General features: G+C 39.4%; 6 protein-coding genes. 2 read left to right on the forward strand and 4 right to left on the reverse strand.

Features of this window, described 5'->3' with window-relative positions; all coding sequences use genetic code 11:
* The first annotated feature begins 260 nt into the window (after nt 1-260).
* The gene (locus DSM106972_RS23265; protein ID WP_411675328.1) at nt 261-2,282 is read left to right on the forward strand and encodes an acylase; all 2,022 of its coding nucleotides are present in this window, start codon (nt 261-263) and stop codon (nt 2,280-2,282) included.
* On the opposite strand, the gene DSM106972_RS23270 is transcribed toward DSM106972_RS23265, so the two are convergent.
* The 4 genes from DSM106972_RS23270 to DSM106972_RS23285 form a co-directional block, all read right to left on the reverse strand.
* Entirely contained in the window at nt 2,275-3,594 is a 1,320-nt protein-coding gene (locus tag DSM106972_RS23270) for an MFS transporter (protein WP_127082941.1), read from the reverse strand. The genes DSM106972_RS23265 and DSM106972_RS23270 overlap by 8 nt on opposite strands.
* Before the next feature lie 8 nt (nt 3,595-3,602).
* Nucleotides 3,603-4,583, reverse strand: a complete 981-nt coding sequence (locus tag DSM106972_RS23275) for an iron-siderophore ABC transporter substrate-binding protein (protein ID WP_127082942.1) — start codon at nt 4,581-4,583, stop codon at nt 3,603-3,605.
* A gap of 20 nt (nt 4,584-4,603) precedes the next feature.
* On the reverse strand, nt 4,604-5,569 hold the full coding sequence (locus DSM106972_RS23280; RefSeq protein ID WP_127082943.1) for a ferredoxin family protein: 966 nt from the start codon (nt 5,567-5,569) through the stop codon (nt 4,604-4,606).
* A gap of 99 nt (nt 5,570-5,668) precedes the next feature.
* Complete coding sequence (locus tag DSM106972_RS23285; RefSeq protein WP_127082944.1) at nt 5,669-8,296, reverse strand: TonB-dependent siderophore receptor; 2,628 nt, start codon at nt 8,294-8,296, stop codon at nt 5,669-5,671.
* A 659-nt stretch (nt 8,297-8,955) separates the two neighbouring features.
* On the opposite strand from DSM106972_RS23285, the gene DSM106972_RS23290 reads away from it, so the two are divergent.
* A complete protein-coding gene (locus DSM106972_RS23290; RefSeq protein ID WP_127082945.1) occupies nt 8,956-14,328 on the forward strand; it encodes a non-ribosomal peptide synthetase in 5,373 nt (1,790 codons plus the stop codon).
* Nucleotides 14,329-14,342: the final 14 nt, after the last annotated feature.

Here is a 14,342-nt window from a genome sequence, read left to right on the forward strand (position 1 = left end):
AGAGCAATACTCAAGGCAAGACTTAAAATCGTAAATTTTATAATGCCTAAGATGTCTGCTCTCATTTAATACATAAGTATTGTTTTAGCTTTGTAATCTATTCCATTCTTTACCATAATGTAATGTTTATAAGTAGGGTGTATTTAATTCCTCCAAGAGTAATTTTGTTCTGTTTGAACAAACGTTATATAATTAGAGTATGCAGACGAAAATCATTTAAGATTTTACCTTTTATTGTTGTTGTCATTTTTGCTTTGGTAATGGGATGCCAAAGCATAGGCGCCCCTCCAAGAAGTACTGAAATACTTTGGGATACTTACGGAGTACCCCATATTTACGGTAAAGATGTCCGAAATGCATTCTATGCTTTTGGATGGTCACAGATGCAGAGTCACGGGAACTTGCTTTTACGTCTTTATGGTCAAGCAAGAGGACGTGGCGCCGAATATTGGGGAGAAGAATACTTAGAATCTGACAAATGGACTCTAACTATGGGAGTACCAAGTCGTGCGCGGTCTTGGTATGAAGCACAAAATCCGAGTTTCCGCAGCTATCTAGACGGTTTTGCAGAAGGCATAAATGCTTATGTAAAAGAAAATCCAAATTTGATTGATGATTCTGTTGAAGTTGTATTGCCAGTAAAAGGAGAAGACATACTCGCTCACCTTCAACGAGTGTTACATTTTACGTTCATGGTTAACCCAGAACAAGTTTTAGGTATAAGTAAACAAAAATCAAAAGCTGGGTCTAACGGTTGGTCAATTGCACCAAAACGTACCGCAAGTGGTAATGCAATGCTTCTAGCTAACCCACACCTACCTTGGTCAGATTTATTTCTGTGGTATGAAGCACAGATAACGGCGCCGGGTATTAATACTTACGGAGCAAGTTTGGTAGGAATTCCTGTTTTAAATATTGCCTTCAATGATAATTTGGGCTGGACTCATACGGTAAATACTCACGATGGGTGGGATGCATATGAACTCAAGCTAAGTGGTGATGGTTATATTTTTGACGGTAAAGTTCGTCCTTTTGAAACAAAAACTACCCAACTGAAGGTAAAGCAGAAGAATGGGACGTTGCGTTCTGAACCATTAGAAATCAAAAGTTCCGTTCACGGCCCTATTGTTACTCAAAAAGATGGTAAACCTATAGCGCTGCGGGTTGTTGGTCTTAACCGTCCTGGAACATTAGAACAATGGTGGGATATGGGACGCGCGCGGAATTTCTCACAGTTTCAAGAAGTACTTAGGCGCCTGCAATTGCCAATGTTTACGGTGATGTATGCAGACCGAGAGGGTCACATCATGCATTTATTTAACGGACAAGTTCCAGTACATTCGCAAGGTGATTTTAAATACTGGCAAGGTATTATACCTGGTGATACATCGAAAACTTTATGGACAAAAATTCATCCTTACCAAGATTTACCGCGCGTCATTGACCCCCCAAGTGGTTGGTTACAGAATGCCAATGACCCACCTTGGACTACTACCTTTCCGCTAGCTATTAAAGCAGATGATTATCCACTTTATATGGCGCCGCGTTCTATGGATTTCCGCGCGCAGCGTTCTGCAAGAATGTTAGACGAAGATAAAAAAATCTCGTTTGATGAAATGATTTCGTATAAACATTCGACGCGCATGGAATTAGCTGACCGAATTTTAGATGACTTAATTCCAGCAGCGCGGAAATATGGCAATGAAGTGGCAAAGCGCGCGGCTACTGTTTTAGAGACATGGGATAGACAAGCAAATGTAGATAGCAAAGGAGCGGTTCTTTTTGCAAACTGGGCTGTTGAGCTAGATTTTGATAAAGCTTTTAGTAAACCTTGGATTGAACGCTTACCACGTATTACACCTGATGGTTTAGCAAATTCAAAGGGCGCCGTTGCATTACTGGAAACAGCAGCAGCAAAAGTAGAAAAAACTTATGGAAAGCTAGATGTTGCTTGGGGAGACGTTTTCCGTTTAAAACATGGCAATGTAGATTTACCTGGCAATGGTGGTGATGGAGACCTTGGTATTTTCCGTGTAATTGATTTCGCTCCCGACTCTGAAGGTAAGTTTAAACCAGTTGCAGGTGATTCTTATGTTGCTGCAATTGAGTTTTCTAAACCTGTAAAAGCAATGGCACTGACTGGCTACGGTAATGCAACTCAACCAGGTTCACCACATGCTACACAGCAATTGCCAATGATGCAAGAGAAAAAGTTACGCCCAGTTTGGCGAACACGAAAAGAAATTACAGCCAATTTAGAGGAGCGCAAAATATTCAAGTAGGATCATAATCTGGCAGAGTATATTCGATATTTTGCAGGGAACGGGAGCGGTATCCACAAACTCCAACCATTAGCATACATACCGCACATAAAGTAAATATAAGTGCCATACCTGCACCTTTTCCAGTACCGAATACTTTACCAAAAACTCCTGCTAGACTGCCTCCTGGCATCATTGCTGGCTCAAATACATTATCAGCTAGTGGTCCTGCTATTAAGGAAGCTACAGCCGAAACCAATTGCAAAAGTAGCGAACGGGCAGCGAAAACACGACCTTGTACATTCGGTGCAACCTTTGCTAACCATATAGCTGTTTCAGAACTACCATTTAAAGGGAAATTTAAAGAGGAGCAAAATTGAGCGGGAATCCAAATTAAACCACTATTACCCAGACCAAAGACGATTTTACTCAAACCTGCACCAACCATACCAACTAAAACTCCTTTGATACGGCGCCTAAAACCACCCCAAGTGCTAAAGATCAATGCTCCTATTACACCACCTAGACCAGCGGCTGAGGCTAAACTACCTAGAACCAAAGTATTATTTTTAGTGCGTGCTAAAATCATTGGCGTGTAAAGTGCATTACCAATATCATGAGGCAACCAGAACAATAACGTTGTAATTAGTAGAACTAGTAAATTATTATCTGCTTGAATGTAGCGCCAACCAAAGCTAAGTTCTTGGTAGATATTTGCACGACTTTCGGGTTCTTTTGGCGTAAATATAGGGTTGGGAATGCGAACCAGCAATACGCTACTAATAGCAATGACAAACGTAAAGATATCAATAAGCGAAATTCCTACTAAGCCAATTATATAGTACAAATATCCAGCTAAAGCAGGCGCCATAATACTACCACCATAATTTGATAAAAATTCCATACTTGTGGCGCGTGCATAATGTTGCTTAGGTACCATTAACCCAACTGAAGCAGAGTAGGCAAGTCCCTGAAGTTGATTAAAAGTTCCACTAACTGCACCCGTCACATAAAGATGCCAAACTTGCAAATTATTGGTTAAATATAGTAAAAGGATAATAGCTGTCAATGCCACAGCTACTGTATCACCTACTATCATCAACAATTTACGATTCCATCTATCTACAATTACACCACTGATGGGAGTGATAAAAATGCTCGGTAACAAACTAAAGAAACCCACCAGTGTGAGTGTAGTTGCTTGACCCGTAAATTCCCATGCCCAAATCTCAATCGCAAAGGTAGTCATATTACTACCAATATTTGAAACTAATTGACCTATCCAGACAATGATAAAGTTACGTAGGCTTTGGGAACCAATATCTTGTGTCATTAATATACTTATTTCACCTCCAATAAATATTTAGCCAGGTCATCTAATATTGTCCTAGCTGATAAAAGGTTGCCAAATATCCAGTAACTAGAATCAACTGTATAAACTTGTTTATTCTTAACCACGTTTAGTTGGCGCCAAACTTGACTATTCTGATATTTTTTAAAGGTTTTTTCAGAACCTGGGTCTAGCGCTACAAACATAGCATCTGCATCTAGTAGGTCGAGACGCTCTAAGCTAACTTGTACAAAAGTCTGGTCAGGGCTAGTGGTAAGCTGACGCTGCATTAAGGGTATTGAAAGTCCTACCTCTTCTATAACACTTACAGGAAATGAAAAAGATGTGCGAAACTCAGTAGTCTTTAATCCTGCATAAAATCTACTTACAGAAACTTTCGTTTTCGCTTTCAGAGTGCTAAAAGCTGCCCGCAATTTTTCTACCCGATGTTGATATTGAGCCAATGCTTGTCCAGCTTGTTCGCTTTTACCAAGTATTTCACCCAGACGTTGAAAAGTATCTTTCCAAGCAGTTTGAACATATTCAAGCGAAACTGTAGGTGCTATCTGAGAAAACAAATTATAATTATCTGTGGCAATTTCTAGCCCTAAAATAATATCAGGATGCAGTTGCAGCATCTTTTCTATATTTAATTGGCTTTCTTTACCAATAGAAATTGTATCCTTGTTCTTGTCTAATAAATGTCTTCCTGTGCTACTGATGCGCTCTGGTTCTGCTGCTCCTATTGGTTTAATACCAAGTGCTAGTACTCCTTCTAAAATCATTTGATCCACAACAATAATACGTTGGGGATCAATGGGAATACAAGCTTCACCTAGTTGGTGCTTAATTGTTCTGCATTCAGGTGCTGCTGATTGTATTTTATGAGAGTACGAGTTTTGAGTAACTTTACTATAGCAGCCAGTAAATAGAAGTAAAGGAAGAAAAATTAAGATAAATAGTTTAATATAACGATACCTATGATTAATCATTAGTATTATCTCAATTATGTTTAAACATAAATAATATTTTTGACAGTAAATTGAGGAGTTTTTTCTAATTCTGTACCATTGCATTCTCCAATTAAATAAATAACTTTACTCTCATCTTCAACTACATCTGCTTGAACACGAATTAGATAATTATTAGGTTTTACAAAGCTGATTTCAATACGATGGTAATTACCAGTTTCATTTTGTGCAAGCAGATGATAATTAATGAGTTTATAATTAAACCAATCCCAACCATACAATAAAATCAATTCTCGTTCCAGAACTTGTGCTGGTTCTGGTAATATTCCCCAACCTCGATAATTATTTTTGAAACATTGATTTAAATATTCAGTATTACCTGTTTGTGTTAAAATAGAGAAAAATGAATTTTGGTCGAGTCTAGCGTAGTATCTGGCTTCTGGAAAATCAATAACAGTGGGTGCAAAGCGATGACCACCAAAGTGACTTACTTGCCAGATGCGAACATGAGTTAGAGATAAATCAGCGACAGTAGCTAACGCTTGACGGTAAAAGGGATTACCGTATTTAGCACAGCATTTATCGTTACTGCCATGAGTACAAACTAAAATATCTCTAGTTTGAGTATTAATGATTTTACTGTGAATATTTCCATCAATAAAATATTGTTTTAAAACGGGAGCTACATCTTGAATATGTGAAACTTCAAACTCATGTTTTATATAATTTGCTGATACTTCTTGACTTTTATTGTAAATTATGCATTTTGTAGAACCCTTTTGATAAAGACGTTCGTTGTAAATTAATAATAGTCTTACAGATAATTCTGTTTGAGCAATTTCTTTATACAAAATTCTCAAATTATCTGGTATAAATTTAGAATTAATAGCAGTTTCTGTCCAGGGAGTAGGACATTCTAATAGCACGTACATTTTATAAGTATCTGCTGTTCCAATTGGGTCTTCTCCTGCTTGGCGTGATTCTTCTGCACAAAAAAAAGTATCCATAAATCTTGTTTTGAGAGTTGGTAATTTAAGAATTGTAAATTCAAAATTAGGAATGGGGAAGAGTTAATTCTCATCCCCTTGTTGTCGGCGCCTCCCTTATTAAAACTGCCAACCGAGCGTAAATTTCACAGTTGTTGGTGAACCAGGAAATACTCGCAGGTCATTTTCAGCGGACTCAAAATAATCGGTGTTAAATAAATTTTGAATATTGAGAGCGGCTCGAAAGTTATCCCGACGGTAAAACAGAGCAGCATCGGTACGTACATAACTCGGCAATTTGAAGGAATTTTCAAGGTCGCCCTCTCGTTCTCCTACATAGAAAAATCCTAACCCAAATCCTAAACCTTGTAGAGAACCTTGTGGAATTTCATAGGTAGTCCATAAGCTAAAGGCATTTTCTGGGACATTATTAATACGGTTTCCTTCTTCTATATCATTGTCTTCAGTAACTCGCGCGTCTGTATAAGCATAGCCACCAATAACTTTCAATCCTGGTAAAATTTCACCTGCTACATCTAACTCGATGCCTCGACTTCTCTGCTCCCCTGTTTGGATAGAAAAGTTACCACTAACGTCTCTTGGGTCAGTTGTAAGAACATTAGACCTATTGATTTGATAAAAAGCTAAAGTTGCAGATAGCGTATCAGTTAAATCCGTTTTAACACCGACTTCATACTGTGTTGCACGTTCTGGCTCGAATAGCCTTCTGTCAAAGGTTGTCCCCGTTACCTGTTGAAATGAACTGCTGTAGCTAGCGTAAAGTGAAACAAACTTGCTTGGTTGATACACAATACCTAAACGAGGACTAAATGCTTCGTCCTGTTGAAAATCTTGGGTTCCATCGCTGAAGTTTAATGTTTGACTTACAATATCAAGGCGTCCACCTAAAAGAATCTTTAGGTTTTCAGTAAGGGCTATTTGATTTTGAAGATAAATACCTAAAATATCAGCTGTCACTGGTTCGCTAGGAATTTCTTCAACTATCGGGCCAATATTGTCACGACCGTATTGAGGATTGAACAAATCCAAAGGGCGAATTTCTCGGAAAAAGTTATCTTTAGTTGCTTGAGAATAATCTCTAGATAAATCAACCCCAACCAACAGTTGATGCTCAATACTCCCTGTTCTAAATTTACCTACAACATTTGTTTCTAAAATATAAGTTTCTTGAATTCGCTCACCCGTAGTTACTAAACCTCGTTCTAGAGTGCGATTGTCTTCTAATAGTCCTGTTGGGAAAACTGAGTTTTGTTCAACTTTTAACAATGCGGCTCGGAATGAATTTCGTAATTTCCAATCTTCACTGAAATTATGCTCTAAATTATGACCAAATCTCCACACCCGGCGATCATTTCTATCTATCGATGGCTCATTCACAAAACGGCTAATGGGAATATTGCCGTTGGGATTTGGTAGGACTGAACCAATAGCAGGCAAACCTCGGTCATTGCGTTGTTTAGTGTCTAAATACTCTGCCTCTAAACTTAACTGAGTGTTATTCCCTAGCTTAAAAGTTAAAGTCGGAGCAACCAAGTAACGCTCAATGTCAAAAAAATCAACGAATGTTCCTGTACTTAAAGCAGACGCATTCAAGCGGTACAGTACAGTTTTACTGTCATTAAGAGGCCCTGTTAAATCAATAGAACCGTCATAGTAATCATAATTACCTATGCTTCCTTGTATTGAGTAGAAAGGGTTACTCAAAGGCTTTTTAGTAACAATGTTGATAGTGCCACCTGCTCCACCTTGACCAAATAAAGCACCTGCTGGCCCTTTTAGAACTTCTATTTGCTCGATGTTGGCAATTCCCGAACCACCCGTAAGATTAGTATCATCTCTCAAACCATTACGTATAATGTTGCGATTAGTGAAGCCACGAATTGTAAAGCCTTCAAAAGCAGAGCGTGGTGAATTATCGCTTGTGACACCAGCTGTGTTACGCAATGCATCACTCAAGCGATCTACTTGCTGATCTTCTATAACTTGTCTGGGAATAACTTGAATTGCTTGCGGAATGTCACGCAATGGAGTATCTGTTCTAGTTCCTGCCGTCGCCTCTGGAACTCGATAGCTGTCTTGTTCACCCGTTACTACCAGTTCAATTGGCTGCTCCGCTTCAGCTGATGGTTGTTTTTCTGGAGTCTCAGTTTCGGCTGCTGGTTCTGGCTTTACTTCTGTCGTTGGCTTTTGTTGTTCTGGTTTGGGTGGCACCTCTGGTTGCTCTTGTGTCGGCGTCGTTCCGGTTACTGCTACTCCAAAAATCAGACTTTCATTGCTATCGAACAACTCAGCTTTTGGCTGACTTGCCTCACCCGTTACAATTACCCGCACAGTATTTGCATCTACATTAGTTACAGTTATTACCCTTATTCCACCAGCCGGGTTTTCTTGACGGAATTCGTTACCAGATGACAAACGTAACTGAGCATTGGGAATATCAGCAATAAAATTATTTCCTTCGCTACGATTTACAGGTTGTAACTTGTCGGCGCCCGCAGTTTGTAAAATTATCTCTAGTTCCTGACCAGTGAAATTCAGCTTGACTCCTGTAATCGCTATTGCCGATGTTGGCGCCTGTACTAGTTTTGGGACACTTCTAATCGGCTCGAATTCGCGTTTATGCTTTTCGGACGCAGCTATAATCTCCTCGCTTAACGCAGGAGTACCTAAAAATAAGACAATCGAGCCTGTGAACAACAGGCTTTGAACCAACAACTGTAGTTTCATTTATTTTGCTCACACCTAAATAAAAACACTATAGATACTCAAGACTTAGCTGATAGCTCAGTAACTTATTAGTATTGATTGGTATTAATATTGCTCAGGATAAACTATATTATTACCATAATATAGTCACCTAGTATACAAACTTGTTGACTATATTTATTAACTAACTTAAATCCCTCGTATCTATCAGAATACCTTATAAATACCACTATTGACTGGCATAATATTAAATCAATTGCTGGCATTGTGCTGCAAGCCTTGAATTGTAATCATCTCAATGTTTTGTAGTGTTTACGTACTAAATAAATTCTGTAATTAATTTCGATAAATTTTATTTTTATTTCATATGCATCTATCTAAAGATGTATTTATTTACAAGAAAATAACTTATGACTATACCAAATTTATATTAAGATTCTTTAAGGATAAATATTTGAAGACATAAAATTGCAATAAGGTGGTAGAAGTATTATTGAGGATAAATTCTAATAAGACTTTATAAGACTTTGAATTTTTGCTCATGGCTTCTAATAAACGCTGATTTAAACAAAAATCAGTGTTCGTTGTAAGCCTGGTGTAGTGAATAAATGTATAAAACGCTGGTACAGCTCTCAAGGCGTAATGTACTAGGGTCGTATCCAGATTAGGTGTGCATGAAAATGCGTGAAATTAAAATTACTCAGAGTACCAGTGCCCTTCAAGGCATTCATGATTTTTCTACTGTTATTGAACTTTTGCGCTACAGAGGTTCTACTCAAGCACAAGAAGTAGCCTATACTTTTCTGGCAGATGGCGAAACAGAAGCAGAATGCCTGACTTATAAAGAAATGGACAGGCGTTGTCGCGCGCTCGCAGCAAAATTGCAAGCAATGGGCATGGCAGGAGAACGAGCTTTACTGCTGTATCCGCCTGGGTTAGATTATCTTACAGCTTTTTTTGGTTGTTTATATGCAGGAGTGGTAGCAGTTCCAGCTTATCCGCCACGGAACCAACGTAACACCAAAAGAATTTTGTCGGTGCTGAAAGATGCACAAGCGGCTATTGTTTTAACTACAACAAAGGTTTTCTCCCAAATTCAGTCTTTACTAGCTGAAAATATTGATATTAATAAAAATATTGATATTAATATAGGACATTGGTTAACAACTGATAACCTTGCACCAGGTCTTGAGAGTTCTTGGCAGGCGCCTTTAATACACCAAGATACGCTGGCATTTCTGCAATACACCTCGGGTTCCACAGGTACGCCAAAAGGCGTAATGCTCAGTCATGGCAACTTGTTACACAATGCTGCCGCAACTTACCTTTGTATGGAACATTGTAAGAGTAGTAAGTTTGTTACTTGGCTACCTATTTACCATGACATGGGACTTATTGGTGGTGTACTCCAACCTTTGTACGGTGGTTTCCCTTGTATCATGATGCCACCAACTGCTTTTCTCCAACGTCCATATCGTTGGTTACAGGCTATTTCTCATTATCGCGGAACTACTAGCGGCGCTCCCAACTTTGCTTATCAACTTTGTATTGATAAAATCACTCATGAACAACGCTCAACTCTTGACTTGAGTAGTTGGAGTGTTGCTTTCAACGGTGCAGAGCCAATTCGCGCGCAAACCTTAGAGCATTTTGCTGCCACCTTTGCCGAATGTGGGTTTCGCCCAGAAGCTTTCTACCCGTGCTACGGTATGGCGGAAGCAACTTTGATGGTTTCTGGTAGTGTGAAAGCAGCTTTACCCACTGCGAAAACCCTGGACAAAGCTGCATTAGAAGCGCATCAAGTTGTGGAGATGCCTGTTAATGAGAATGACTCTCAAAATTCCTTAAGTCGCTTACTAAGTTGCGGTCGCACCCTATCACAACAACACATAGTAATTGTCAATCCAGAATCTCTTACTCATTGTTCCCCTGATGAAGTGGGAGAGGTTTGGGTATCTGGCGCCAGTATTGGACGAGGTTATTGGAACCGTTTAGAGGAAACAGAGCAAACATTTCATGCTTACCTCAAAGACACAGGTGAGGGACCATTTTTACGAACGGGAGATTTAGGATTTTTACACAATGGTGAGCTGTTCATTACTGGTCGAGCCAAAGATTTAATTATTATTAGAGGACGTAATCTCTATCCTCAAGATATTGAGTTAACTGCCGAGCGCAGCCACCCGATATTACGTCAAGGAAGTGGTGCGGCTTTTGCAATCGAAGAAGGTGGTGAAGAACGCTTAGTAGTAATACAAGAGGTAGAATTTCGCGCCAAACCCAATGTCGAAGAAGTTACTGCTGCTATCAGACAAGCTGTGGCAGAAGAACATGAGGTGCAAGCGTATGCCGTGGTTTTAATTAAAGCTGGCGCTATACCCAAGACGAGCAGTGGTAAAATTCAACGTCGTGCAACAAAGGCACAATTTTTGGCAGGTACTCTGGAAGTGATTGGTAGTAGTGTTTTAGATAACACTGATATGGTCGGAGAGGAACAGCAGTTAACGAGGGAAGAGATACTTGCAGTAGAGCCAGAACAAAGGCAGCAGCGAATAGAGTCGTACCTAGAATTTCTAGTAGTAAGAGTACTGCAAGTTACACATCTTAGAATAAATCGTGAGCAGTCTTTAAGTAGTTTTGGTATAGATTCCTTAAAGGTTTTTGAGTTAAAAAACCGAGTTGAGGAGGACTTGAGAGTAAATGTATCTGTTGCTGATTTGTTTGACGGTGTGACTATTACTCAATTAGCAAGGCAGATTCTTGACCAAGTTATTAATACACTTCCTAGTACATCTATCACAATTTCAAGAGTTGAAAGAAATACTGGACAGTATTCACTTTCCTTTGCTCAACAGCGACTGTGGTTTATTAATCAATTGCAACCAGAAACTGGTGCATATAACATTCCTGTAGCTGTGAAGATGAAGGGATATCTGGATACCTCTTTGTTAGTTCGCTCTATTAATGAAGTGATTCGGCGCCACGAAATCTTGCGGACGAGTTTTGTGGTGGAGGAGGGAAATCCTGTTCAGAAGATTACTCCTTTTGTAAGTATTACGTTACCGGAAATAGATTTACATCACATACCTGATGCACAGCGGCAGGCTGAGGTGGAAAAGTTGTCGTTGCAGGAAGCGCAGTTAGCTTTTGATTTAGGACAAGTTCCTTTATTGCGCGCAAAAATCCTACGTTTGTCCTTACAGGAATCAATACTGTTACTAACGCTGCACCATATCATTGCCGATGGTTGGTCGATCAAAGTTTTAATTCAAGAACTGTCAGTGCTTTATCAAGCTTTAGAAAGCGGAAAGTCACCCCAGCTTGCAGAATTACCCATACAATATCTAGATTTTGCCTATTGGCAGCGAAACTGGTTGCAAGGCGAGGTGTTAGAAAGTCTTCAAGCTTATTGGAGGCAACAGTTAGGGGGGGAACTTCCAGTACTGAAACTACCAACAGACCGTGCCCGTCCAAGAGTCCAAAGTTATCGGGGAGCGCAACACCAATTTATATTACCCAAAGCTTTAACTGATGCTCTCAAACAGTTGAGTCAGCAAGAAGGGGCCACTTTATTTATGACCTTGTTAGCGGCATTTAATACCTTGCTTTACCGCTATACAGGTCAGGAGGATATCCTCGTAGGTTCACCCATTGCTAACCGCAATCGCACGGAATTTGAAGGTTTAATCGGTTGCTTTATTAATACTTTAGTGCTGCGTACCCATCTAAATGGTAATCCCAGTTTTAAAGAGTTGCTGTCGCGGGTGCGTTTATGTGCAATTAATGCTTATGTTCATCAAGATTTACCCTTCGAGAAACTAGTCGAATTACAACCAAACCGGGACTTGAGTTATCACTCTTTGTTTCAGGTGATGTTTGTACTGCAAAATTCCGCATTCTCGAATGTGACGCTACGAACTTTAACTTGGGAAACAAGAGAGTTCAACAGTGAAACCGCGAAGTTCGATATTTTACTATCCATGATAGATAGCGAAGTAGGTTTGATGGGAACGTTGGAGTACAACAGCGATTTATTCAACCCAAATACTATCATGCAGATGGTAGAACATTTCCAGACTTTACTTCAAGGTATTGTTGTTAATTCTGACGAACACATCTCACACTTACCACTCTTGAGTGATGTAGAACGTCAAAAATTGCTAGTCGAGTGGAATAATACTCAAGTAGATTACCCAAGAAATCTATGTCTCCATGAATTATTTGAGAAACAAGTAGAACGGACACCTCTAGCGAGCGCACTTTATTTTGAAAATCAACAATTCACCTATCAAGAGTTAAACCAGCGCGCAAATCAAATTGCCCATCATCTGCAACAGCTAGGTGTAATACCAGATACGTTAGTTGGTATCTACATGGAGCGTTCTATTGAAATGGTAGTAGGAATACTAGCCGTTATGAAAGCAGGTGGCGCCTATGTACCCATAGACCCAACTTATCCACAAGAACGCTTAGACTTTATGTTGGCAGATTCTCAAGTGTCGGTGCTGTTGGTGAAAAACTCACAGGATAATTCTTGTGGAGTGGACATTAAAGTATCTATAGATACTGAATCTCTAGCCTTTACAGATTACAGCTTAGACAACCCTGTCAGCGACGTTAAACCGGAAAACCTAGCTTATGTAATTTACACCTCTGGTTCTACAGGAACACCCAAGGGCGTAATGAACACGCACCAAGGTATATGTAACCGCTTGTTATGGATGCATGATACATACCAATTAACAGCATCTGACCGGGTGTTACAGAAAACACCTTTTAGCTTTGATGTTTCAGTTTGGGAATTTTTCTTACCATTGTTAATAGGCGCCAGTTTAGTTGTAGCTAAACCAGGGGGACATCAAGATGCGAGCTATCTTGTCGAGGTGATTACAAAACAACAAATAACTACACTTCACTTCGTCCCTTCGATGTTGCAAGTGTTTTTAGAGGAACCGAGATTAGATAAATGTAAAAGTCTCAAACGTGTGATTTGCAGTGGTGAAGCATTACCTTTTGACTTGCAAGAACGCTTCTTTGAACGTTTAGACGCAGAATTACATAATCTTTATGGACCAACGGAAGCTGCTATTGATGTGACTGCGTGGCACTGTCAACCAGGTAGTAGTGATAAAATTGTTCCTATTGGGCGCCCAATAGCCAATATACAACTATATATTTTAGACAAATATCTACAACCTGTTCCTACTGGAGTCGCTGGGGAATTATATATTGGTGGTGTGGGACTAGCGCGTGGTTATTGGAATAGACTAGAATTAACTTTTGAAAAGTTTATTCCTAATCCTTTTGGAACAGAAAGGCTTTATAAAACAGGAGATTTAGCACGTTATCGAAGCAACAGCAGCATTGAATTTTTAGGAAGAATTGACGACCAAGTAAAAATTCGAGGTTTCCGTATTGAATTAGGAGAAATAGAAGCGGTATTAGGGCAACATCCACAAGTACGAGAAGCCGTAGTTGTTGCTAAAAAGAATATTATAAATGAGCTTTGTTTAGTCGCTTATTTAGTTCCTCATCCAGAAACGGAAATTTTTATTGATGAATTGCGACAGTTTCTCAGTAAAAAACTACCCGAATATATGCTACCATTAATCTTTGTGGTGTTAAAAGCACTACCACTTACACCCAATGGTAAAGTAGACCGAGGCGCCTTACCTACACCAGAAAAAGAGCGTCCAGATTTGACGGCAGCTTATCAGGCACCTGAATCTGAAATTGAAAAAACTATTGCCCAAGTTTGGCAAGAAGTCTTACACTTAGATAAAGTAGGAATCGATGATAATTTCTTTGATTTAGGTGGGCATTCATTGCTGATAGTTCAGGTTAATCACAAACTACGAGAAATTTTAAATCGAGAATTATCTGTAATTGAAATGTTTCAAAATCCCACTATCAAATCCTTAACGCAGCATTTAAACGACAAATCAGGTGAGCAATTAGATTTTGAACCGACGCGCGCGCGGATACAAAAGCAATTAGAAGCGAGAAATAGGCAAAAAATAAACCGCGAAGGCGCAAAGAGCGCTAATAAATAACAAAAACAAGGAAG

The sequence above is a fragment of the Dulcicalothrix desertica PCC 7102 genome (assembly GCF_003991905.1).
Taxonomy (GTDB): Bacteria; Cyanobacteriota; Cyanobacteriia; order Cyanobacteriales; family Nostocaceae; genus Dulcicalothrix; species Dulcicalothrix desertica.

Coding starts and splice junctions, on each gene's coding strand:
- DSM106972_RS23265 (WP_411675328.1), top strand. CDS start 261: ATGGGATGCCAAAGCATAGGCGCCCCTCCAAGAAGTACTGAAATACTT.
- DSM106972_RS23270 (WP_127082941.1), bottom strand. CDS start 3,594: ATGACACAAGATATTGGTTCCCAAAGCCTACGTAACTTTATCATTGTC.
- DSM106972_RS23275 (WP_127082942.1), bottom strand. CDS start 4,583: ATGATTAATCATAGGTATCGTTATATTAAACTATTTATCTTAATTTTT.
- DSM106972_RS23280 (WP_127082943.1), bottom strand. CDS start 5,569: ATGGATACTTTTTTTTGTGCAGAAGAATCACGCCAAGCAGGAGAAGAC.
- DSM106972_RS23285 (WP_127082944.1), bottom strand. CDS start 8,296: ATGAAACTACAGTTGTTGGTTCAAAGCCTGTTGTTCACAGGCTCGATT.
- DSM106972_RS23290 (WP_127082945.1), top strand. CDS start 8,956: ATGCGTGAAATTAAAATTACTCAGAGTACCAGTGCCCTTCAAGGCATT.